This is a genomic window from Stenotrophomonas sp. (genome assembly GCF_059505245.1).
Genome location: NZ_JCACKF010000019.1, coordinates 56,305 through 78,835 on the forward strand (window position 1 = coordinate 56,305; position 22,531 = coordinate 78,835).

The window sequence follows — 22,531 nt, forward strand, 5'->3', positions numbered from 1 at the left end:
TCGTGGCTGTGTGTGTCATCTGGCTGCGGTGCGTTTTCATGTCGTCAGCAGGGTGTCTCGGCACCGCGCCGGTAGTACCACCACCAGGTCACGGCCAGGCAGGTGACGTAGAACACAACGAATCCGTACAGCGCCATGTCGGGGCTGCCGGTCAACGTAATGGACGAGCCGTAGCTCTTGGGAATGAAGAAGCCGCCGTAGGCACCGATCGCGCCGGAGAAGCCGACCACCGCGGCCGACTCGATGCTGGCCTGGTGGGCGGCGGTAGCCTTGCCCTCGGCGTTGTCGTTGGCCGACCAGCGCTCATGCAGGGTGCGGAAGATCACCGGGATCATGCGGAAGGTGGTGCCGTTGCCGATGCCACTGAGCACGAACAGGGCCATGAAGCTGAGCAGGAAGCCATGGAAGTTGCCGCCCTGGCCATCGCTGGGCAGGAAGTGCAGAACGCCGAACACTGCCGCGATCATCAGTGCGAACACCCAGAAGGTCAGGCGCGCGCCACCCCAGCGGTCGGCCATGCTGCCACCCACCGAGCGCATCAGTGCACCCAGCAGCGGGCCGATGAAGGCGTAGGCCAGCGGGTTCACGTCCGGGAACTGGCTCTTCACCAGCATCGGGAAGCCGGCCGAGAAACCGATGTAGGAACCGAAGGTGCCGATGTACAGCCAGCACATCAGCCAGTTGTGCTTGCGGCGGAAGATCACCGCCTGCTCGGAGAACGACGAGCGGGCACTGGTCAGGTCGTTCATGCCGAACCAGGCCGCGATGGCGCACAGCGCGATGGCCGGCACCCAGATGAAGCCGGCGTTCTGCAGGAACAGCGGCGCCCCACCCTCCACCGTGGGCTGCGGTGCACCACCCAGCGCCCCGAACACGCCCACGGTGATGACCAGCGGGATCACCGCCTGCGCCACCGACACACCCACATTGCCCAGGCCGGCGTTCAGGCCCAGCGCCAGGCCCTGCTTCTGCTTGGGGTAGAAGAAGGAGATGTTGGACATCGACGACGAGAAGTTCGCGCCACCAAAGCCACACAGGATCGCGATGGCCACAAACACCCAGTACGGCGTGGCCGGGTCCTGCACCGCAATGCCGAGCCACAGCGTCGGCGCCAGCAGCGAGGCAGTCGACAGCGCGGTCCAGCGGCGGCCGCCGAAGATCGGGATCACGAACGAATAGAAGATGCGCAGGGTCGCGCCGGACAGGCTGGGCAGCGCCACCAGCCAGAACAACTGGTCGGTACTGAAGTTGAAGCCGATCTTCGGCAGGCTGATCGACACCGCCGAGAACAGCACCCAGACCGAGAAGGCCAGCAGCAGCGAGGGGATCGAGATCACCAGGTTGCGGGTGGCGACCCGCTTGCCGGTGCGCTCCCAATAGCCGGGGTCCTCCGGCGTCCAGTCGCTGATGACGCGACCGGGACTGGCAGTGCTGCGGACAACAGGATCGCTACCGACGGTCATACATGGCTCCAAGGCTGTGGAATGACGTGGGTACAGCGTTTCAAGTTGTGACCCGTCGTCATGCAGCCATTAGGCCGCGCAGCACCGACGACGGGGTTGATCTGGATCAATCAGGGACCGGTTTCCACTCTGCCCCTGACAAATGTCAAACCGATGAAGCGGTGCTGCGGCGTGTCACCCCGCGCTGGCGCACGCTGTCGCGCACGTCCACATCGAACTGCAGCTGAAGCCGGCTGCCATCTTCCAGGGCAATGTCGAATGGCAGGCCATCCCGGCACGGCAGCCGTGCCGCCAATGCCTCGACTGCCGGGCGCGGGAGTACCAGGCGGCAGAAGGTGCCACCATCGAGCAGCACCGGCTGCTCGCCGCCATGCAGCGACACCGCCATGCCCCAGCCTTCGATACCGCCGAAGCGGGTCATGTTCTCGACCGATTCACCGGCCAGCAGGCGCGCCAGCTCGGCCTCGTCCAGGCGAAGCCGTACCGATTGGTCCTGCAACTGCACTTTCATGACGCAACATCCTCCCATTGTTCGGGGGTATTGCAGTTGACCAAGCAGGCTTCGTCAACGCTTTCCAGCTGCAGCGCGTGCAGCTGCAGGCGGCGCTGGAAGGCCATTACCGAGCGCGGCCCCTGTGGATCATCCAGCATCGCGGCCAGCGCGCTACGAGTGGCATTGTCCACATTCAGCCGCATGGGAAAGGGATGCCCGTCAAAGATCGTGCATGCGCATTGCCCCTCGGCAGCCAGCCGTTGCAGCAGCCGTGGCGCCAGCAACGGGGTATCCACCGCTACCACCCAGGCCTGGCTATCGGGCATCTGCTGCATCACGCTGTGCAACCCACCCAGTGGGCCGCAGCGCGCAATCTGATCTGGGATGCCACCGAAGGCCGGATAGTCACCGCTCACCCATACCCTCCCGGCGCCGGCCTGCAGCAGCAGGCCGCGCATGTGTTCCAGCAGCGTGCGGCCGTGCCAGGGCAGCAGCGCCTTGTCGCGGCCCATCCGGCTGGACAGGCCGCCGGCCAGCACGATGCCATCAATGGGGATGTTCGTGATCGTGTGCATGGTCATGGCCGGGTTCGCTGTCGGCATGGCACAGGCTGCAACCTTCGCTCCACTGGCTGTCGCCGTCCTCGTAATGCTCCTGCTTCCAGATCGGGCACTGGTGCTTGACCACCTCGATCAAATGCCGGCAGGCCCGGAACGCTTCGTCACGGTGCGGGCTGCCGGCGGCCACCACCACCGCCACATCGCCGATGCCGAGCCGGCCCTTGGCATGCGCTACATACAGTTTCAGCTTCGGACCGAACGTGGCTTCGACCTCGGCGGCCAGCCGCTTGAATTCGTTCAGCACCAGCGGTTCGAACAGATCGTAGGTGATCCCGGTCACCCGCCGGCCCACGTTGACGTCGCGCACCTTCCCGATGAACACGTCGATGCCGCCGAAGCCCGTATCGGAAACCGCCGCGATGCCCTCGGCCGGATCGATTGCCGCCTGCGCGCGGTCCACGACCTTGGCGATGATCGTCTCGCTCATCGCTCAGCCCCCGCTCACCGGCGGCAGGATCGCCACCCGGCCATCGTCGGGCAGCGCCTCGTGGTCGCGCAGCACGCGTTGCTGATCGGCGAATGCCGAGTAGTCCAGCAGGCCCGCGCGGAAACCCGGCCAACGCAACGGCAGCAGCTCGCGCAGCGCCTGGCGCAGATCGGCCACGGTGCCACCGGCTACATCCACGGCGATCTCGCGGCTGGCATCCAGATCGGAAAACGCACCGAACAATTGCAGATTCACCTGTCTCATCACGGCTCCTGGCTCGCCAGCTGCACCGGGTCCTGATGACCCCAGCCCTGCACGCGCACTAGCGTGCCGGCAGGGGCGAGACCGCCCTCGCCGTCCAGCACCACCCAGGCGTTGGCCTGCAGCATGGACATCAAACGGAACGACTCCTGCCCGCCCAGCACGCGGGCACTCAGGCGGCCCTGCGCGTCCACTTCCACCCGGGCCCGCGCATGAAAGCGCAGGCCCGGCGGCGTGCGCACGTCGGCCTGCAGCGGCAACGTCAGCACCTGCTCGGGTGCCAGCCCCAGCAGGCGGCGCAGCACCGGCTCGACGAAGAAGCGCTGGCCCACGGCAGCGGAGACCGGGTTGCCCGGCAGTCCGAAATACAGCGCACCATTGGGCAGCACCGCGAACAGCAGCGGCTTGCCCGGGCGGATCGCCACCTTGTGGAACACGATGCGCGCACCACGGCCGCGCAGCGCATCGGGAACGAAATCGTAGCGCCCGGCCGACACCGCGCCGGTGCTGATCAGCACCTGCGCGCCAGCGGCCAGCGCTTCATCCAGCACCGCATTGAACGCGGCCACGTCGTCGCCCACCGTGCCCTGCCAGACAACCTCGGCACCGGCGGCCTGCAGGCGACCGACCAGATACGGCCGGTTGCTGTCACGGATCTGCCCGGACTCCAGCGTCTGCGCCGCCTCGGTCACCAGCTCCTTGCCGGTGGCGATCACCGCAGCCTTCGGCCGTGCCACCACCGCCACCTGGCCCACGCCGATGGCATGCAGCAGGGTGCGCGCATTGATATCCAGCACCTGCCCGGCCTGCAGCACGCGCTCGCCTTCGCTCACGTCCTGGCCGCGCAGGCGCACGTGCTGGCCCGGCTTCACCGATGCCTTCAGGGCGATGCGGGTCGGGCGTCCCTCCTCGCTGGCGAGGATCTCCACATTCTCGACCGGTACCACCGTATCCAGCCCCGACGGCATGCGCGCACCGGTCATGATTTCCCAGGCACCCTCGCCGCCCTCGGCGCCGGCATCGCCGGCTGCCTGCCAGCCCTGCACCGCGAATTCGGTACCGGCCTCGAATGTCGCGCCGTTGGCGCGCAGCGCGAAGCCGTCCATTGCCGAATTGTCGAACGGCGGCAACGACTGCCCGCTGTGGATGTCACTGGCAAGGGTACGGCCGCCGGCCTCATGCAGCGGCAGGCGCTCGGCCGGCAGCGGCGTGGCCGCGTCCAGCAGGTGCTGCAAGGCATCGCTGTAGGCAATCATCAGTGGCCACCACCCTCGACCATCGCCAGGGCGTGGCCCAGTACCGGCGCCAGGATATCCAGGCACTGCGCCGCCGCCTTCGGGCTGCCAGGCAATGCAAACACCAGCATGTTGCCCAGCTGCACCACCTCGGCGCGGCTCAGCCAGGCCATCGGCGTGTGCTGTGCACTCAGTGCCCGCACCATCTGCGCCAGGCCATGCACCGGCCGCGCGTTCAAGGAACGCAGCGCCTCCGGCGTCAGGTCACGCGGGCCCAGCCCGGTACCACCGGTACACAGGCACAGGCGCACGCCCTCGGCGGCCAAGGCCTGCAGGCGGCCCGCCAATGGCTCGATGCCATCAGGCAACACCTCGGCGGCCACGACCTCACCGCCCAGCTTTTTCAGGCCGGTCACCAGGGTCGGGCCAGAGATATCGTCATAGGTGCCCTCGCTGGCGCGATCGCTCAGCGTGATCACTGCGCAGGCCGCGCCCTCCAGGCCTTTCGGCGCACGCGGCTTGAAACGCGCGCGCTCGGCATCGTCCATGCCGTCGGGGTGCAGCCAGACACCGCGCTTGCCGCCTTCCTTGAACAGCAGGCGGATGCCTTCGATGCGCAGGGCCGGTTCCACCGGCTTGCTCAGGTCGTACAGGGTCAGCAGCGCCGCGTTGACGCCGGCCAGTGCCTCCATCTCCACGCCGGTGCGCGCCTCGCTGGCGCACTCGCACCACACGCGGATCGCCTGCCGTTCCGGCACCGGCGCGCAGAACACCTGCACCAGTTCCAGTGGCAGCGGGTGGCACAGCGGCATCAGCATCGAGGCCATCTTGGCGCCCTGCAGGCCGGCAATCTCGGCCATCACCAGCGCATCGCCCTTGGGCAGGCGGCGCTCGACGATCAGCGGATAGGCCACCGGACCGGCATGCAGCTCGCCCACCGCCACCGCACGGCGGCGGGTGATGCGCTTGTCGCGGACATCGGCCATATGGAAGGCCGCATTCAATTCCCCACTCATCGTGTTGCTCATCCTCCGATGGAGGCCAGGTGCGGGGTCAGCCCGGTCTGGCCCTGGTGCAGTCCATGCCCGGCCGCTTTCAGGCCAAGCTGTGTGGTGATGCGTGCCAGCAGTGCGTCATGGTCATCGTCGCTCTGCAGTAGCGGGCGCAGCGGCACGCCGAACTCGCCGAACAGGCACAGCCGCAGGTCGCCCTTGGCGGTCACCCGCAGGCGGTTGCAGCCCTTGCAGAAGTCACGCGAATACGGGGCGATGATGCCGATGCTGCCGCGATGGTCGGGGTGGCCGAACTCGCGCGCGGGCCCGGCATCGGCGGCGCGCGGACGCTCGTGCCAGCCAGCGGCCAGCAGCTGCTCGATCACCACGTCGGCACGCAGGTGGTGGCGCTGGAAATAGGCTTCGTTGTCGCCGGTGCGCATCAGTTCGATGAAGCGCACGCTGAAGGGGCGATCGCGCAGGTACTCCATCCACTGCGGCAGCTCGTCGTCGTTCAGGCCCCGCAGCAGCACCGCGTTGAGCTTGATCGCCGGCAGGCCCAGCGCCTGCGCCAGGGCCAGGCCCTGTTCGATCTCCGGCAGGCGGTCGTGCCCGGTGATGGTCTTGAAGCGTTCGCGCTGCAGGCTGTCCATGCTCACGTTCAGCGCGGTCAGGCCAGCCCGGTGCCACCCCGGCAGGCGCCGCGGCAGCAGCGTGCCGTTGGTGGTGATGGCCACCTTGCGGATGCCCGGCACCGCCGCAACCGTGGCGATGATCTCGTCCAGGTCCTTGCGCAGGCTGGGCTCACCGCCGGTCAGGCGGATCTTGCTCATGCCCAGCGCGGCAAACGCACGCACCAGGCGCGAGATTTCATCCACCTGCAGGAAGCGCGGGCGGCCATCGGCCTGGTAACCGTCGGGCAGGCAGTAGCTGCAACGGAAGTTGCAGGCTTCGGTCAACGACAGGCGCAGGTACGGAAAGCTGCGTCCGAAACCGTCGGTGAGTTGGCTCATGGCTGGTCCACCTTGTTGCTCCACCGTCTTGCCTGTGCCCGGAACGGCCCGGATACCCTCGCCTGCTGGAACGATTGCCAGAGTACGCGGCCTTCAGTTCCATGGGCATGACTTAAATCAATCGCGTTCGGCCCCGCGCGGCAGGCGTTGTGGCAGCATGCGGCTTTCCGTGCAGCGGGCGTGTGACAACCCTCATGATGATGAACGATTTCCAGCAACTGCTGCATGCCGCCGGCGAGCAGGCTGAACCGCAACGCCTGCTGTTCGTGTTCGTGCGCGCCGAGCTGCCCGATTCGCCCACCAGCGACCAGCGCGACCGGCATGACCGCCGCGAGGGCGGCACCCTGTCGCCGGTGCTGTGCGTGGACAAGCTGCCGGCCGAGGTGCCCAGCTTCCAGGCGCTGGCGGCCGAGTCGACCACCACCGGCATCGACTGGGACCTGGTGTTCGTGGCGGCGCTGGATGGCAGAGGCGGTTTCGCACCCAACAGCGACGAAGCCGCGCGCCCGCTGAAGCTGATGGTCAACGCCATCCATGTCGGTCAGATCGGCCGCTTCGCCGCCTTCGACCGTGGCGGCGAGCCCGTTCAGTTCTATTGAGCCACCAGCTGCAGGGTCAGGAAGAAGATCACCAGCACGGTGTTCAGCCCCCAGGCCACGGTCAACCCGCGCGCAGCCACGCCCAGGTTGGGGTTGTGCGCGGTGGGCGCCGCCCGCCAGACCGCCGGGATGATCCAGCCGGTATAAAGCAGCAGCACGGCAAATACCCCCAGCAGCAGCGTGGTGCGCTGGTTGGCCAGGGCCCAGAGGGCTACCGCCCACAGAATGTTGCTGGGAATGACGCCCTGCAGCCAGAACACACTCCACAGGCGGGAACGGCCCTGGGTGTCGGGGGTTGGGTGCAGCGAAGCGGTCGCGGTCATAAGTCTCCTTCTGTTTAGGAAACGTGCTGAACAAGCCTGCGCTTGGTGGCTGGGAACGTCAACCCGAGTCGCACATCACGCTTTGACGCTTGTAGAGGCGGGCCATGCTCGACTCAGGCCCTTCCCTTCAGAGCCTGTCGTCATCGCCCCTCCCCCCTTGTTCCCTAACGCCCCCCAACCTCGACACCTGTCGCAGATTGCACGGTGCGGGCGGACCGCCGCGCCAGCTAGCGCTGGCGGTGCTTAACAGCGTGGGAGAATGCCGAAAGCGTCTCCAATCGAGTGATGTTTGCAACTGTTCTGATTGGCATTGCACAGCGCCAGGGGCTCAGATGGCGTGCCACCGGAAAAGGGTGGCCGGGTTTCGAATCCCGAGTTGGTCCTGAGTGATTGCGCTTGCCAGTCGGCGTCCACATTCCGTGGCGCCGGCTGGCAATCCGTCTGCCGGCTATGGCGGGCGGTGCGTTGGGGGCGTTCGCGCCCGCCGGCTTGAGGCCAACCCGGATTCGAACCACGTACCGCCCGCCACCTTTCGGGTGGCGGCTACCGATTGCCCTGCACGGAGCCTTGCCATGAACGAATCGGACTTCCCGCATCTGCACGCCTACCGCAGCACCGCCGGCGACGACGGTTCGCCACAGGCTGCGCCAACAGTGGACAGGAACACCTTCATTGCCAATCTCCACCGCATCGGCTCCGGTGCGGCAGCCGACGGACAACCCTGGCCGGAGCGGCATCAACTGCCCGGCCGCTGCCTGGCCCTGGCCGATGCCGATTGCGCGTTGAGTGGATTGCGGGTGGTGCTGGAAATGCTGCTGGCGGCGGAGCGCACCCGCCAGAACGGCGAACCCGAGCAATACGTGGGCGACCGAGTGATGGAGGGGTTGGTGATGGCCTGCCAGTCGTTGTGCGCGCAGGCGGTGGGGCGGCTGCAGCCCGAAGGGTGAACGCCATGCGCAACGGCCTTCAGTGAGGACCGCCTTCAACAGGCGTCAGTGCTCGCTGAAAGCGCTTCTCAGATCGACGCCGATGATCGGCGAGAAGTCCACCTTCCACAGCTCCAGCTCGAAGAGCTGATCGTGATTATCCAGGCACAGGGTGACTCTCACCGGCACGCCGTCAGCATCGGCAAGCATGGCCGTAGCAATGTCACTGCCGAAAAGCCGGGTCGTGCTGGACAGGAACACCACGCCCCCGAATCCGACGACCTCCACGTCCTCCACCTGGGCGAGCGCCAGATCCTTCAACAACCGTTCGGACAGCTCGGTCGTCTCGGGCAGCAGCCTGTGGATGAGAGAAACCTCGTCGGGGGTGAGGAATCTGGGCACGGGATGTCCTTCAGGGCACTGCATCCGCCATCGGCAGATGCTCGATCCGCCATGTTCTGGCGTAGATGAGAATGACGCTTCCGGTCGAGGTGGTCTCGATACGGAAACACTTCAGGCCGGACAACGGATAGCCGACCGCCTTCCAACGATCAAGGAGATCAGCGAGTCCCGGCTCGTCATCGTCGACCCTGGCGAACTCTATTCCCTCCTCCCCCAGTACGCCGAAGTTCATGAGCGCAGAGCACCCGTACGCTTCCGGGAAGCAAACGATTGACTCCCGACCGTCCGGCCAGCGCACGTGGACCTTTACCTCATCGCATACGCCTGGATTCCTTCTATCGATGTTGATAGCCAGCAACGTGGCGTCACACCATTCGAGCGCGTTGAAATCCTTCATCTACTGGAATCCCCCCAAACCTATACAACAGAACGACCGAATCACCGCCGTCATCATTGCTGCGGCGTGTACGGGGAATTTCTTCAGCCTCGCAACGCCCTACTTCACGCAAGACGCCTTCAACGCGTGCCTAGCCTGTGCTGATCCAACATTGGCCGACACCAGCTGATCGACGAGTTGACAAGAGATTCTCTGTTCCCCGTGCATAGGGACGACAAACAGATCCCCATTGTCCCTCGTTGTGTCCAACGCAACCCAAACCCTCGCTTGCGCGTCTACAGAGAACCCGGCGAGCAGATGCCCGCCCCCTTCTTCATAGATCAGGTCGCCAACCGGCTGGCGTCTGTACTCCAGCTCGGCGCTTTGCAAAGCGGCATAAACCGGCTTCTCGCCCAGCTCACCTCGTTGGAGTTTGCGAAATGAAAATAGCGCCGCACCTGTGAGAAGGATGAAGAGCAACACGTAAATGAATCTCATGGACTAGATTCCCCATCAGAGCTCTGGGATGCGCGAGGACGATCGCCGGTCACCGCTCCTGAAGCTCCCCAAGATTGAGATCCCGGGCATAGGACCGCCGACTACTGATCTGTACTTCCTTGGATGCGAACCTTCGACCGTCCCTGCATTCGACGGCGAATTGGTAGCTTCTGGGTTCCGGCCCTGCAACGACCATCATGGGGACCGAGAATGTGCTTCCAACCGGTTTCGACGAAACTACACCTTCGTCCTTCCCGAGCATACTCAGCTCACAATCTAGAGCGCGAACGTCACCCTGACCTGGCGGCACGCTTCCCGAGACGCGCACGACCATATCGCCACCCGATGTTGCACAGCCCGCCAGAACCAGACCGGTAATGACAGCGGCGGCACACCTCACTTTGGCATCCCCGAATCCTCAGTACGCACTGCGACGTCTCACGCCGATAGCCATTCAGGGACGCATCAATCTCATCAATAGATACCCGCCATGATACGAATGTAGTCGTCGAGCGAATCCACCCGCCGATCGACTGCAATACCACGTTTTTTTTGCGAGCGATTGAAGCTCGAATATCAACACCCCATACCCCGAGTCCCAACCATGAGCTTCACCAGGCGACAGTTCCTTCGAAAATCGATCTCCAGGACGGAGCTTCCCGGAGGGCAAACGAAGCTCGTCTGCAACATGCTCCAGCAGCTCCACTACGATTTCCTGATCCAGGCCACTCTCCGCATAGTATCGGTCATAGAAGCCAGTTGGCGACAGCGCCTCTCTTTCTCTCAGTTTGTCTTTCATTTCCCTTCGCCTCTATCCACCGCCTGCGCTGCAGCCACAATAGACCATGGAGCCGATATCCCATAGGTCCTCCCGCACAGTCGTCACCGCGGCCCAGCAATCTTCCTGCCGAACGCCTGGGTGCTTGAAGCTTGCCGGACCATCCGATCTTCTTACGCGGCCCTCCCATTCGTGAACACGGACAAGTGGCAAGGTCGATTTGACACATACCCGAACCCACACGACGCTCGGCCGGAAAGTGCCGAATCAGGCACCGGGAAAGGAGATCGCCACGTGCCACTCACGCATTTCGCTTACTAGGTGAGACCGCCCAGCCACCTATAACTTTATTCCGCTGTAAACAAGGCCCAGCTCTTCATCGCGCATGACCCAGCGGCCAGCATTTCCCTCCGGACACAGATAGAACTTGCCGCCATAGCTTGACGCTCGCGACCACGCGTTGCGGGCAAACGGAGGAAATCTCCGCATGACTCGCACGTCGGACATCTCCGGCTTGCTCACCAGCCTACATTCTTCGGGCAAAGCAAGAACCCCGCTGGTCAGGCGGAAAACCAGCCACGATTCATTTGTGTCCATGTCGTGCGACTCGCGTATGTTGACTGCGTCCTCAGGCAACCATGAAGGCAACCATTTCGATTCACCGATTGCTTGTCTTGAGACGGCTTGATTGCGGTCTGCATACTCGGTGCTGGCAACTTCCATGCAACCAGAAAGTGCGATTGACAGCATCACGACTGGGAGCAGCTTGGGAGCGTACATTTGAGGCGTCCAAATCATCAGTAGGGGAAGTTTCCACCGGGACGATAGCTCCCGCACATCTGCGAGCAACTCCCCGTACGACTCATTTGTCCAGATGATCGTCCGAGGCGATTTGCCAACTGATCCGCAGCGGAGTCAGCGGCAGAGTCGCCCTTGACGCTTTGATCGAACCACTCGCGCCCGTTGCTTATGCACTGAGCAGCAGCTGATCCGCCCATACCCTTCTGTGCAGCCTCGCAGTTCGCCATGCAGTGGAAGTACTTATCCTGGCCAACCCATCCGTTATGAGACCCACCAACCACGTGTGTGGCTGACCATTGATTGGCATACTGCCCGCCGAAGTCGCTGGCTCCCGCGACAAATGCCCCCGGAAAGCCAAGAGCTTCCAATGTCCTATTCACGTAATAGCGCCAATCGACCGTATATGCGCCAGTTTCTGTCACAGTCACTCCAGGCTGGGAGTCTTTCAAACCCAGTGGATCAACGTGCGAAATTGTATTGCCGATTGCATAGGTATAGGTGCTAACACCTCCACCAAGCCCAATTGGATCACTCTGCGAATACCGCCCCACCACCGGGTCGTATTCCCGCTGATAGTTGTAGAACAACGCACTCGCATCCGTGGCCTGCTGCCCCGGGAAGCGCAGCGCCAGCTCGAACGCCACACCATCGCCATCCGGATCGGCACTTGGAATCTGGTTGCCGAATACCTCGCTCTTGTTGCTCCACTCCCAGATCGCGACATTCCGGACCGGATCGATCACCACGCGCGGTGTGCCCAGATGATCTGGTTGGACATAAGCGAGTTCCGGCACGCCGGTACCAGGCACATTGATCAGCGCCACCGGATAGTTGTCCAACCAGATGGCCTGCTGCTGCGCCTGGCCGGTGGCCGAATAGTTGCCCAGCCATTGCCCTGCTTCGTCATACAGGGTGATCTGTGCAGCGCCACCAGTCGGGGTGCGCAGCACGCGTTCGCCGCGGTGGTTGTAACCGTAGCTCTCCAGTGTGGCGTTACCCTGCTTCACCGCGTTCATGCGGTTGGCATCGTTGTAGGTGAACGTCTTGCTGCCGATGCGGGTGGTGTTGCCCACCGCGTCCTGGGTGCGCGCTTCGCCATCCACGGCGGTCAGCCGGTGGCTGGTTGCGGGATAGGTGTAGCTGACGGTGCCTGCCGAGGTGGTCAGCGCGGTGCGATTGCCGGTGGCGTCATAGGCATAGGTTTCAATCGGCGTGCCGGTCGCGCCGTCCTGAGTCTGGGTCAGGCGGCCCAGCGTGTCGTAGGCGTACTTGGCCAGCACCGTCGAGCCCGTGCCGTTCTTCAGCTCGGTGACCGAGCCGACCGGGTCATACCCGTAGCCCAGCGACAGGCCGCCTGCAGCCGGGTCGTGCACCGCCTGCGGGCGATAGTCGAGGTCCAGCGGGCGCTGCAACTGGCGGCCGTTGCCATAAGTCCAACCGGTCGCCGGTCCGAAGGCCGCGTAGGTCACGTTGTTCACCACGATCTGGCGTGCCTGGCCGGGCCGAGTCAGGCCGATCTGGCTGATGCGCCCCTGGGGATCGCGCACGTAGTCGGCCACGCTGCCGTCGGGGTAGGTCAACGCAGTCAGGCGACCCGACTTGCTGTAGGCATAGCGCAGTGTGCTGGCCACACCATTGACGGTCTGCACCTTGCGGGTGACCTGGCCGAAGCGGTCATGGCAGTACTGGGTGCTGCCATTGGCATGCAGCACCTGCCCCAGGCGTCCCTTGGCAAAGCGCTCGTCGGTGGCACAGGCAGTCGGTGCCACGTCATAGCTGTAGCCCACGTCCAGATTGGGGTCTGGATAGGCAATGCCGATCAGGCGGTTGAGCGCATCGTAGTGATAGGTGGCGGTGACGCCGCGTGCATCGGTAGCCGTCTTGCGGTTGCCGGCGGCGTCCACGGTGAAGCTGCTGGCGCCGCTGTCCGGGCTGACCTGACCGGTCAGATCGCCGAACCCGTTGTAGGCGTACGTGGTGTGCAGGCCCTTCGGGTCGGTGACCTGGGTGACCTGATCCAGCGCGTTGTACTGGCTGCGGATCTCCGCCGCGACGCCGCCGACGTCCTGCAGCGTCTGCGCCAGGCGGTTCAGCGGGTCATACTGCTGGCTGGTCACGCGCTGCAGTGCGTCGGTGATCGTCTGCGGGTTTCCGTTGGCATCGTAGGCGAAGCCTGTGGCGTGATTGCTCGCGTCCTTCAGTGCGGTCAGCTGACCGAGCGTGTTGAACGTCCGTGCCAGGGTACGGCGCAGGGTGCCGCCGGTATCCAGCGTGTCCTCCTTGAGGCGGTTGCCGGCGTTGTCCAGCGTGTAGTGAATCGTGTTGCCCGCGTTGTCCTCGATGTCGGTCAAGCGCAGCGCAGCATCGTAGACGTAGGACACGCTGCTGCCATCCGACTCGGTGATTTTCTGCACCTGGCCGGTTGGCCAGTAGCTCAGCTGGGTGACCCGATCCTCGGCAGTGGTCGCGCCGCGCACGGTGATTGAGGTCGTCCAGCCGCGGGGATGGTAGGTGTAATCAGTCACCACGCCGTTGGCGTCCTTGACCGACAGCGGCCTTCCGAGTGCGTCGTAGGCCAGGGTCTCGACCGTCTGGCCCAGCGCATTGGTCACACTGCGCAGGTCGCCCTTGCGATAGGTGCAGGCGCCTCCGATCGCGCACCCTGCATCATCCGCCGAGTAATAGGCATAGGTAACGGCATCGGCCACATCCGTGCGCGGGCCATCCACACTCTTCAGCAGCCCCTCCACCGGGCAGCTGCCTGCCGCTGCCACATCAGCGGCTTCGCAGTAGGTGTAGCTGGTGATGCGCGTCTGACCGGACGCGGTGTCGGTCACCGTGTTGGTTGTCCGCTGGCGCCGGGTATTGAAGGACGTTCGGGTTTCACGATTGCCGATGCGGGTGGTCAGTACCGCATTGATTTCGACGTCGCGCGCCGTGGTCACCACCCGCTGCTCGGGCAGGCCGAACGCTTCGGTCACGGTATGGATGCTGACGGCACGACCACTCACCGGGTCGGGGCCCTGCGCATAGGTGTGCTTGGTCTGGATGCCGCGGCGATCGGTGTAGGTATCCAGACGCCGGCGGAAGTCGACACTCTGGTCGTAGTAGGTTCGGCTGACGGTTCCCTGCGAATCCGTCAGGCCGGTCACCTTGCGCGACGGAGCGCTATCGCCGCCGGGTGTAAGGGTGTAGTCGGTCTGCCGCCCCAGCGCGTCGGTCACCACCGCACCACCATTGGGGCTGTAGGCCAGTGTCACGCCATCGGCACCGCCGGCATGCTGACTGGAAATCACACGGCCGATGGAATCGTAGGTGAAGGTGCTGTAGCGGCGACCGTCCTCGGCGGTGATACCCGTCAGGTGCTGGGGAAAAGCCTGGTTCTCGTAGTGATACGTGCGCACACCGCCACCCGCATAGGTCACCGTGGCGACCTGGTTCTGCGGTGTGTAGGTGTAGGTGGCGAGCGAAATGCCTTCGACCAGCACCGAACTGATCAGCGCCTCATAGTCGTTGGACTGGTAGACGAACTCCAGTGTGCGGCCACTGCTGTGGGTAACGGCCGCAAGGCGGTCGCTGTCGTCGTAGATATAGGTCAGCGACGTGCCATCCGCGAAGCGCTTGGCGGCCAGACGCCCGTCCGCGTCGAAGGTCGAGATGGAGCCCTTCGAGTACAGTGTCCAGTTGCCGTTCTGGACCAGACGATCGCCACTGTCGTCGTCCGCCTCATAGGCTTGGCCGACCTTCTTGAATGCACGCTGGAAACCAGTACTTTCAATGATGCCCACACTGTCAACGCCATCCAGTGCCAAGTGGGCGCCTAGCGAATGGGTCCAGCCATAACCGAAGCCACCGGATGAGGTCGAGATGCCGGAGTGATAGAAGCGCGTCAGCGCGATCCAGCCCAGATCGAAGTCCGGCGCGATTTCGTATTTCTCGCCCGTTTTGACGTCGCACGGATTGCCTACGGTGCCGTCGCAAGGCGCGTTGTTTGCCTCCTCACCTTTTTCTGTCGAGGGACAACTCGGACCCGCGCTGTCCTTGTCGCACTTCTGCGACTTCGAGGTAATGGTTGCAACGAATTCTTCGCTGACGCAGGCGTTGTGTGTGTTGGACCACTGCGTGAAGGGGATCGGGCAGTTCAAGCGTCGCATGCGAGCAAGCCCTGTCGTTCCTGCGTCGAAGGGCACGCACGGAGACTCCGCCGAATTGCTGCCCAGCATGCCGGTGACCCGGTACTCCCTGACCTCCGAAATTCCGTCCATCCCTGGAGCAGTTGGGCCCCATTCTCCTTCCGGCACAGCAGTTTCCCCAGGACACTGGGGATTGATGTCCTGCAAGTCTGCAATGAGCGCTTCCAGCACTTCCTCTTCGGACAGGAAGCCACCATCACCCGCGCCGTAGTAAGTCCAGTCAGGGTCGGAGGGCTGCGTCCTTCCCATCCAGTAGGTGATCGACGTGTTTCCGTTCAAGTCCACGACTTTCGACTTGATCTTGTCGACGTACTGCCAGCCGAACTGGAACTCCGGCGGGAAGGGGCTGGGCGCCGGCAGGTTCTTGATGCCGGCCACCGCCGCCTGCTGGGTCTTGTACTGGGTCGCATCGCCGCCGGGCTGTGAAATGCGCCAGGTGATCTTGCTTTCCTGCGCATGCGCCACAGCAGGGGCGAAGCAGGCAACGGCGATGATCGCCAGCACGGCACACGAAATGGTCTTCAGTCGTTCCAACATCCCTGTTCTCCTTCCTGGACGAACACAGCGCCGGCGGGAACGAGAACGCGGAGCTGTGCCCACGCGTCATGCATCGGATCGTCCTTGGTCCGGAATGCGGCAGTTGCCACATGCCGCCTTTATCGTTGAGGACGCTTACACATTCAAGTGTGGAGTCGCGTAACCGATCACAGATTCAAGCATCCAACGCCATTCAGCGGTATACGCTCCGTCCCCATGACTTCCTGCACAGGGAGTCGGTGTTATACCTCACTACATTACCAGCACGACCTGTCGCGAGGTCGGCAGGCTACGGCACTCCGCTGCAGACCTGACCCATCGGAAGGGCCGGCACGCGTCACGGCCCAGGGGAATGGCAATGAAGAGCAGTCGAGTGACGATGTGGGCGCTGGCCGCGGTGATGGCCGCGGCGGGCACCGCCCACGCAGGGGAAATCCAGGTGGATCGCGGTGCCTACGCGCTGCAGGCCGAAGAGACCGGGGCCGGCCCGATCACCGTGGTCTTTGAATCCGGCTTCGGGCAGGGTGCGGGTGCCTGGAAGGAGGTGGTTGCGGGTCTGGGGCGCGATTACCACAGCATCACCTACGCCCGCGCAGGGCTCGGCAAGTCCGGCAGCGACGGTCACCCCAAGCGCATCGATGCGCATCTGGCCGACCTCACGGCCGTGATCGATACGCTCGCCCCCGGTCGCAGCGTGGTGCTGGTGGGTCATTCCTATGGCGGCCTGCTGGCCACGGAGTTTGCACGCCGCCAACCGGAGCGCCTGCAGGGCCTGGTGCTGGTGGACCCGGCCACGATGGGGCAGCGCCATGCGTTCAAGCAGGCCGACAGTGCCCGCGTGCAGGCAGATGATGCCCAGCTGCGGGCGATGCTGCCGCCGGCCATGGCCGCCGACTACGCCGTGCTGACCGAACAGCTGGATGCACCCGGTGCGGAAACCCCGCGCACGATGCCGGACGTGCCGGTAGCGCTGCTGACTGCAACCCAGCTGGCTGCCGAACCGCTGTTCTTCGAGGAAACCGCAGAGGGCAAGGCACTCTGGAAAGCACAGCACGCCCTGCTCTTTTCGGGATTCACGCGCGGCTCGCACCGCTACCTGGCAACCGGCCACACCCTCCAGCGCGAAGTTCCTGCTGCGGTGGTGGCCGCGATTCAATCGGTCTCCGGCACCTCGAAGTAGGCGTTCCAGGCAACGGCTTCGCCCGTTGTTCCCCGCTACTGCCCACGCAGGCGCACCGCAAAGTACCGCGCCGGGGAAAGGCCAAGCGCTTTCTTGAACATCGTGATGAAGGCCGTCACCGACTCATAGCCCAGCGTCTCGGAAACGCGTTGTACCGGTGCACCGGCGGCGAGTTCCCGAATGGCGATGAGCAGGTGCAGTTGCTGCCGCCAGCGCCCGAAGGACAGTCCCGTTTCGCGTTCGATGAGCCGGGTCAACGTCCGCTCGCCCAGGGCCAGGCGCACGGCCCACTGGCTGATGGTGCTGCGATCTGCCGGATCCGCCGACAGCGCCGCCGCCAACGCCCGCACCTTCGGGTGATGGCTGACCGGCAGCGACAGATGCTCGGCCGGCATCTGCACCAGTTCGTCCAGCAACACCCGCGCCAGCCGGTCGGTGTGGCTGCCATGCGGATAGTCCAGCGGCGCGTCGGCCAGGTGCAGGATCATCTCGCGCAGCATCGGCGAGATGGCCAGCGTCACGCACTGCGCCGGCAGGTCGACGATGCCGGGCTCGACGAACAGGTAGCACAGGCGCGCGTTGGCGGTGGCGCGGTTGCTGTGCGGCATGCCGCCCGGAATCCAGACGCCACACTGGGGCGGCACGATCCACAGCGCGTTGGCCACTTCGCAGGTCACCGCCCCATGCAGCGCAAGAATGAGCTGGCCCTTGCGGTGCTCATGCACCGGAATTTCCGCGTCGTGCTCGGCCACCTGCAGGCGGCTGGCAACCGCCGGGCGATCGGTCTCGTCCGGGTCCAGGTCAAAGCCGGGGAGCGAAATGCGAGCCATTCTCACATTGACCGGTTTTAGCGATTGGTTGTCATTGTAGCGAAATTCGCCAGTGCGGCCGATCACTAGCATGAGCCGCATGCACTCCCCCACCCCTGCCCGTCCCCACGTGTTCCAGGCATTTGCCCGGTTGAAAAACCCTTCCCTCAGAGCCGATCAGGAAGCGCTGCTGTTCTCGCTCAAATGCCTGCTCGCCGCGTCGCTGGGGCTGTATGTCTCCCTGCGGATCGGCCTGAATCGCCCATTCTGGGTGATCGGGACGGTCTATCTGGTGTCGCAGCCCCTTTCCGGGGCAACACTGAGCCGCGGCCTGTTCCGCCTGCTCGGTACCGTGGGCGGGGCCATCGCCACCGTCGCGCTGGTGCCACATTTTGCCAATGCCCCCCTGGTGCTGAGCGCCGCGCTCGCCACCTGGATGGCGCTGTGCCTGTACCTGGCAATGCTCGACCGCACGCCACGTGCGTACGCGTTCCTGCTGGCCGGCTATACCACCAGCCTGATCGGCTTTCCTGCGGTGATGGTGCCGGCAGACGTGTTCACCATCGCCATCACGCGGGTGCAGGAAATCGCCATCGGCATCCTGGCCGCAACGCTGGTACATGCGCTGGTGCTGCCGCGCCGGGTCTCGATGCGCGTGCACGCGCGGGTTGCTGCCGTGCTGGATGATGCGGAACGATGGACGCGCGACATGTGCGCCGGTGCATCGGACACGGTGCTGGCGACGGACCGCTCGAAAGTGGCCGCCGACCTGCTCGAGCTGCATGTGCTGTCGATCCACCTGCCCTTCGACAGCGCCCACGGCGTGGCCCAGGTGCAGATCCTGCGCGCCCTGCATGACCGGATGCTGGATGTACTGATGCTCTCCAGCGCGGTGGAAGATTCCCTCGCACGGCTGCGCTCATCACAGGCCAGCGCGATGGATTCGTCTGGCTGGCGCGAGCTGATGCAGACCGGCCTCGCCGCGCAACAGGCCGAGCTCGACCTCGCCCACGCCGATTGCCGCGTACTGCAGGCGGAGCTGCACACTGCCCGGCCCGACTGGCGCCGGCATGTACCTGCCCGCCTTGCGCGACATGCGCAGGGTGCGGTACTTCACCGGGATCATCGGCTTGCCCTGCGCAGCGCGCTGGGCGCGTTCGTCGGCATCCTGCTGAGCTGCGTGTTGTGGATCGTTACCGGCTGGTCGGACGGCGCCACGGCGGTGTCCATCATCGGCACGGCGTGCGTGCTGTTCGGCACGATCGAAGCGCCTGCGCCGCATGTCATGCGCTATCTGGTGGGGTCGTTGATCGGCGTTGGCGTCGGCCTGCTTTACGGTCTGCTGATCTTCCCCGCGCTGTCCGATTTCGTCGGCCTGATTGCAGCGCTGGCGCCTGCGCTGCTGCTGTGCGGATCGTTCCTGGCCCGGCCACCCTTCATCATGGCTGCGCTGGGCGTGGTGCTGACGTTTCCGCTCATCGCGGGACTGGGCGCGACCAATACGGTCAACATCGTCGGCGCACTCAACAACAGCGTTGCGTTGTTCGTGGGTACGACGGTGGCACTGTGCAGCATGCAGCTGTTCCAGACCGCCGATGCGGGCCGCAACCGCACACGGCTGGAGCGTTCGATCCGTCGGGATATCGCACGACACGCCGCCGGACAAGGTGGCGTGGCCCGGGCCTGGCTCAGCCGCATGCTGGATCGAATCGGACTGCTCGCTCCCCGGTTGCGGGGCGGTTCCAGTGCCGCAGACGACCTGCGGGCATTGTTTGCGGACGTGCGTGCGGTACGTGCATCCAACCAACTCCGCGCACTGGACAAGTGCCAGGAAAACCCGCAGGTCCGGGTGCTTCATGCGGCGCTGATCGAACGCGTCGCCGCACATTTCAGGGTTCGTGCCCACGCGCCACGCAGCGTCGACGCCCATCTTCTGGAACTGCTCGACCGCATGCGCGAGGCAGCAGTGGCCAGCAGCGGGGATGATCGTGAGCATCTGTCGCACCTGCTCTGCGGATTGCGCCGCGACCTGCTGGCGCCTGCTCTCACCCTTCGGCACTGACCTCATGTTTTCTGATCTTTCCATTGATGGCGTGCTCATTCCCGGCCTGCTCGCCGTGGCCGCCGCCGCGCTGGTGCTGTCGATGCTGACCTCGCGCCTGCTCGCCAGCCTCGGCCTGTACCGCCTGTTCGTCGCGCGACCTCTGGTGGGCCTGTGCCTGTTCGTGATCCTGGCGGAGCTGATGATCCGGCTCTCGCCCCTGCTCGAGAAATGAAATGAAACACCTGCTTGCTGTCATCGGGCGCTGGAGCGCTACGCTGGTTGTATTCGCGATTGCTGTCGTCGCCGCACTGTCCATCTGGAAGCGTTACGAAACACGCCCGTGGACGCGGGATGGACGGGTGCGCGCCGATGTGGTGCGCGTTGCGTCGGACATGGGGGGGCTGGTCACCCAGGTGCTGGTGCACGACAACCAGCGGGTCAGCGCCGGACAACTGCTGCTGGTGCTGGATCAACCGCGCTTCGCTGCAGCACTTGAGAAGGCCGACGCAGCGGTCAGCAGCGCACGCGCGACGCTGGCGCTGGCCCGCCGCGAATCGACGCGGGACAACGCACTTGGCAACCTGGTCGCCTCGGAAACACGCGAACGCAATGCCGCCAAGGTCGATACCGAGCTGGCCGCCCTGGCGCAGGCACGGGCCGAACAGCGCGTTGCCCAGCTCAACGTGCAACGCACCGAGGTGCGCGCGAGCACCGATGGCATCGTCACCAACCTGGACCTGCACGCGGGCGACTACCTGCAACCCGGTGCGCAGGCGCTGGCGCTGATCGACACCGGCAGCCTGCGCATCGAGGGCTACTTCGAGGAAACCAAACTGGGCTGCATCACCGAGGGCGATGCCGCCGTGGCGCGGCTGATGGGCGACACCCGCGATGTCCGCGGACACGTGGAGACCATCGCCGCCGGCATTGCCGACGATCAGCGCTCCAGCACGCACAACCTGCTGCCTGCCGTAGCGCCGACCTATACCTGGGTGAGGCTGGCACAGCGCATCCCGGTACGCATCCGCATCGATGATGCGCCACCGGATACGCGCCTGATCGTGGGTCGCACTGCGAACGTGACCATCACGCCCTCGGCACCGGGAGCCTGCAAGTGAGCGCGCGGACAGTACGTGGTGGGCTGCTTGCCCTGCTGCTGCCCCTGACGGCCTGCGTATCCGGCCCCGACTATCACCTGCCTGCGAACGCCGTAGCAGCTTCACAACAGGCTGCGCGGGCGTTCGTCTCAGGCCAGGACGCATCGTTCAGCCACGACGCGCCACCGGATCGATGGTGGCACCTGTATGGCGACCCTCAGCTTGACGCCTACGTACGCGAAGCACTGGCGGCCAATACCGACCTGCGCGCCGCCGATGCCAACCTTCGGCGCGCCAGCGCTACCGTGCTGGAGTATCGCGCGCGCGGTGCCGTACAGGCCGACGTGGATGCATCGGGCACGCTCACCCATGCCGGTGGCTACACCCAGGCGTCGGCCGCCCCGCAGTCGTACGCGCTGGGCCTTCACCTCTCCTATCCACTGGATCTCGCAGGTGGCATCCGCCGCGGCATCGAAGCCGCGAACGCCGACGCGGAGGCGGTTGCTGCGGCACGCGACCAGGTCCGCGTGGTCGTCGCTGCGGCCGTCACCCGTGCCTATCTCCAGGTGTGCACCCGCAATCACACGCTCGCTGCAACCCGGCAGGTGCTGGCGGTCCAGCGCGCCACCCTGGACGCAACCCGACGCCTGGCTGCAGGCGGACGCGGAACGGACTTCGATGTCAGCCGTGCCGGTGCAGCCGTCAATCGCAGCGCGGCGGCGATACCGCACCTGCTGGCGGAACGGCAGGCCGCACTGTTCGAACTGGCCGCATTGATGGGCAGGCTCCCGGCGGACTATCCCAGGGAGGCCGAAGCCTGCCCACGCCCCCCGGAGCTGGAGCAGGCGCTGCCGGTCGGTGATGGTTGGCAGCTGCTCCAACGACGCCCTGACATACGTGCCGCCGAGCGCAGCCTTGCCGCAGCCACGGCGATGATCGGCGTAGAGACCGCAGACCTTTATCCGCGGGTCACCTTGGGCGGGTCCCTGGGTACGGCAGGCACGCGAGTTCAGCTGCTTTCCGCCGACGGTTTAGGGGTGAGCGTCGGGCCACTGCTCTCATGGCACTGGCCCAACCGCCGCGTAGCCAAGGCCCGCATCGCGGCGGCCGGCGCCAATGCAGATGCCGCTCTCGCGTCCTTTGACGGCGTCGTGCTGCAGGCTCTGCGGCAGACCGAGACCGCGCTTTCTGCCTGCACGCAGGAGCTTGAACGCGAGCGCAGCCTGGCGCAGGCGCGTGGGGATGCAGCGCGGGCCGCCGGGCAGGCGCAGCAGCTGTACCGTTACGGCAGGATCGATTTCCTCGATGTGCTTTCGGCCCAGGCCGCGCTGGCAGATGCGGAGTCAGCGCTGGCCGCCTCGCGCGCGGAGCGGGTCGACCGTCAGATGGATGTGTTCCTGTCACTGGGGGGCGGTTGGGCTGCAGGGGCCATCGCCGTTGGTGCGGCCCGCTGACGTCGTCTTC

Annotated in this window: 22 protein-coding genes; 7 read left to right on the forward strand and 15 right to left on the reverse strand. The window is 65.1% G+C overall.

What is annotated here, in order from left to right; all coding sequences use genetic code 11:
- Window positions 1-44: 44 nt before the first annotated feature.
- The 8 genes from AC5JLE_RS08380 to moaA all read right to left on the reverse strand — a co-directional run bounded on the left by AC5JLE_RS08380 (window position 45) and on the right by moaA (window position 6,504).
- Window positions 45-1,463, reverse strand: a complete 1,419-nt coding sequence (locus AC5JLE_RS08380; protein ID WP_032959971.1) for a NarK family nitrate/nitrite MFS transporter — start codon at window positions 1,461-1,463, stop codon at window positions 45-47.
- 145 nt (window positions 1,464-1,608) lie between these two features.
- Window positions 1,609-1,974: a hypothetical protein gene (locus tag AC5JLE_RS08385; protein ID WP_032959973.1), complete on the reverse strand. Its 366-nt coding sequence runs from the start codon at window positions 1,972-1,974 to the stop codon at window positions 1,609-1,611.
- Window positions 1,971-2,513 carry a molybdenum cofactor guanylyltransferase gene (gene mobA, locus AC5JLE_RS08390; protein WP_496065212.1) on the reverse strand — a complete coding sequence of 181 codons (543 nt, stop codon included), beginning with the start codon at window positions 2,511-2,513 and terminating at the stop codon, window positions 1,971-1,973. Before mobA ends, AC5JLE_RS08385 begins: the two co-directional genes overlap by 4 nt.
- Window positions 2,503-3,003: a molybdenum cofactor biosynthesis protein MoaE gene (locus tag AC5JLE_RS08395; RefSeq protein ID WP_197561415.1), complete on the reverse strand. Its 501-nt coding sequence runs from the start codon at window positions 3,001-3,003 to the stop codon at window positions 2,503-2,505. Before AC5JLE_RS08395 ends, mobA begins: the two co-directional genes overlap by 11 nt.
- Before the next feature lie 3 nt (window positions 3,004-3,006).
- Window positions 3,007-3,267 (reverse strand): MoaD/ThiS family protein, encoded by a 261-nt coding sequence (locus tag AC5JLE_RS08400; protein ID WP_005409914.1) that lies wholly within the window; start codon window positions 3,265-3,267, stop codon window positions 3,007-3,009.
- Complete coding sequence (locus AC5JLE_RS08405; RefSeq protein WP_496065199.1) at window positions 3,267-4,520, reverse strand: molybdopterin molybdotransferase MoeA; 1,254 nt, start codon at window positions 4,518-4,520, stop codon at window positions 3,267-3,269. The genes AC5JLE_RS08400 and AC5JLE_RS08405 overlap by 1 nt, the downstream gene beginning before the upstream one ends.
- Window positions 4,520-5,515, reverse strand: coding sequence for a bifunctional molybdenum cofactor biosynthesis protein MoaC/MoaB (moaCB, locus tag AC5JLE_RS08410; RefSeq protein WP_241883986.1), 996 nt, complete (start codon window positions 5,513-5,515; stop codon window positions 4,520-4,522). Before moaCB ends, AC5JLE_RS08405 begins: the two co-directional genes overlap by 1 nt.
- 8 nt (window positions 5,516-5,523) lie before the next feature.
- Window positions 5,524-6,504, reverse strand: coding sequence for a GTP 3',8-cyclase MoaA (gene moaA, locus AC5JLE_RS08415; protein ID WP_032959978.1), 981 nt, complete (start codon window positions 6,502-6,504; stop codon window positions 5,524-5,526).
- 194 nt (window positions 6,505-6,698) lie between these two features.
- Between moaA and AC5JLE_RS08420 the strand changes: the two genes are divergently transcribed.
- Window positions 6,699-7,103: a hypothetical protein gene (locus AC5JLE_RS08420; RefSeq protein WP_032959980.1), complete on the forward strand. Its 405-nt coding sequence runs from the start codon at window positions 6,699-6,701 to the stop codon at window positions 7,101-7,103.
- Here AC5JLE_RS08420 and AC5JLE_RS08425 read toward each other — a convergent pair.
- Window positions 7,097-7,426 carry a hypothetical protein gene (locus AC5JLE_RS08425; RefSeq protein ID WP_005416862.1) on the reverse strand — a complete coding sequence of 110 codons (330 nt, stop codon included), beginning with the start codon at window positions 7,424-7,426 and terminating at the stop codon, window positions 7,097-7,099. The genes AC5JLE_RS08420 and AC5JLE_RS08425 overlap by 7 nt on opposite strands.
- Before the next feature lie 572 nt (window positions 7,427-7,998).
- On the opposite strand from AC5JLE_RS08425, the gene AC5JLE_RS08430 reads away from it, so the two are divergent.
- Window positions 7,999-8,373 (forward strand): hypothetical protein, encoded by a 375-nt coding sequence (locus tag AC5JLE_RS08430; protein ID WP_262216508.1) that lies wholly within the window; start codon window positions 7,999-8,001, stop codon window positions 8,371-8,373.
- Window positions 8,374-8,418: 45 nt separating this feature from the next.
- On the opposite strand, the gene AC5JLE_RS08435 is transcribed toward AC5JLE_RS08430, so the two are convergent.
- From AC5JLE_RS08435 to AC5JLE_RS08455, 5 genes are all read right to left on the reverse strand, one after another.
- Complete coding sequence (locus AC5JLE_RS08435; protein WP_262216507.1) at window positions 8,419-8,754, reverse strand: DUF6984 family protein; 336 nt, start codon at window positions 8,752-8,754, stop codon at window positions 8,419-8,421.
- A 10-nt stretch (window positions 8,755-8,764) separates the two neighbouring features.
- The gene (locus AC5JLE_RS08440) at window positions 8,765-9,151 is read right to left on the reverse strand and encodes a hypothetical protein (RefSeq protein WP_262216506.1); all 387 of its coding nucleotides are present in this window, start codon (window positions 9,149-9,151) and stop codon (window positions 8,765-8,767) included.
- 99 nt (window positions 9,152-9,250) lie between these two features.
- On the reverse strand, window positions 9,251-9,628 hold the full coding sequence (locus tag AC5JLE_RS08445) for a hypothetical protein (RefSeq protein WP_262216505.1): 378 nt from the start codon (window positions 9,626-9,628) through the stop codon (window positions 9,251-9,253).
- Between the two features lie 1,117 nt (window positions 9,629-10,745).
- Complete coding sequence (locus AC5JLE_RS08450; protein WP_180886916.1) at window positions 10,746-11,186, reverse strand: YbbD-related protein; 441 nt, start codon at window positions 11,184-11,186, stop codon at window positions 10,746-10,748.
- A 17-nt stretch (window positions 11,187-11,203) separates the two neighbouring features.
- Entirely contained in the window at window positions 11,204-15,937 is a 4,734-nt protein-coding gene (locus AC5JLE_RS08455) for an RHS repeat-associated core domain-containing protein (protein WP_496065200.1), read from the reverse strand.
- Between the two features lie 358 nt (window positions 15,938-16,295).
- Here AC5JLE_RS08455 and AC5JLE_RS08460 point away from each other — a divergent pair, with 358 nt between their 5' ends.
- Window positions 16,296-17,117 (forward strand): alpha/beta fold hydrolase, encoded by an 822-nt coding sequence (locus AC5JLE_RS08460; RefSeq protein ID WP_496065201.1) that lies wholly within the window; start codon window positions 16,296-16,298, stop codon window positions 17,115-17,117.
- A 35-nt stretch (window positions 17,118-17,152) separates the two neighbouring features.
- Here the strand turns inward: AC5JLE_RS08460 and AC5JLE_RS08465 are convergent, their stop codons facing one another.
- The gene (locus AC5JLE_RS08465) at window positions 17,153-17,947 is read right to left on the reverse strand and encodes an AraC family transcriptional regulator (protein ID WP_021204230.1); all 795 of its coding nucleotides are present in this window, start codon (window positions 17,945-17,947) and stop codon (window positions 17,153-17,155) included.
- A 166-nt stretch (window positions 17,948-18,113) separates the two neighbouring features.
- Here AC5JLE_RS08465 and AC5JLE_RS08470 point away from each other — a divergent pair, with 166 nt between their 5' ends.
- From AC5JLE_RS08470 to AC5JLE_RS08485, 4 genes are read left to right on the forward strand one after another with little or no spacing between them, the layout of a single operon-like run.
- The gene (locus AC5JLE_RS08470) at window positions 18,114-19,988 is read left to right on the forward strand and encodes an FUSC family protein (RefSeq protein WP_496065213.1); all 1,875 of its coding nucleotides are present in this window, start codon (window positions 18,114-18,116) and stop codon (window positions 19,986-19,988) included.
- Between the two features lie 4 nt (window positions 19,989-19,992).
- Window positions 19,993-20,202, forward strand: a complete 210-nt coding sequence (locus AC5JLE_RS08475) for a DUF1656 domain-containing protein (RefSeq protein ID WP_329857487.1) — start codon at window positions 19,993-19,995, stop codon at window positions 20,200-20,202.
- Between the two features lies 1 nt (window position 20,203).
- Window positions 20,204-21,088, forward strand: coding sequence for an HlyD family secretion protein (locus tag AC5JLE_RS08480; RefSeq protein ID WP_496065202.1), 885 nt, complete (start codon window positions 20,204-20,206; stop codon window positions 21,086-21,088).
- The gene (locus tag AC5JLE_RS08485; protein WP_496065203.1) at window positions 21,085-22,521 is read left to right on the forward strand and encodes an efflux transporter outer membrane subunit; all 1,437 of its coding nucleotides are present in this window, start codon (window positions 21,085-21,087) and stop codon (window positions 22,519-22,521) included. Before AC5JLE_RS08480 ends, AC5JLE_RS08485 begins: the two co-directional genes overlap by 4 nt.
- The last annotated feature ends 10 nt before the right edge of the window (window positions 22,522-22,531 follow it).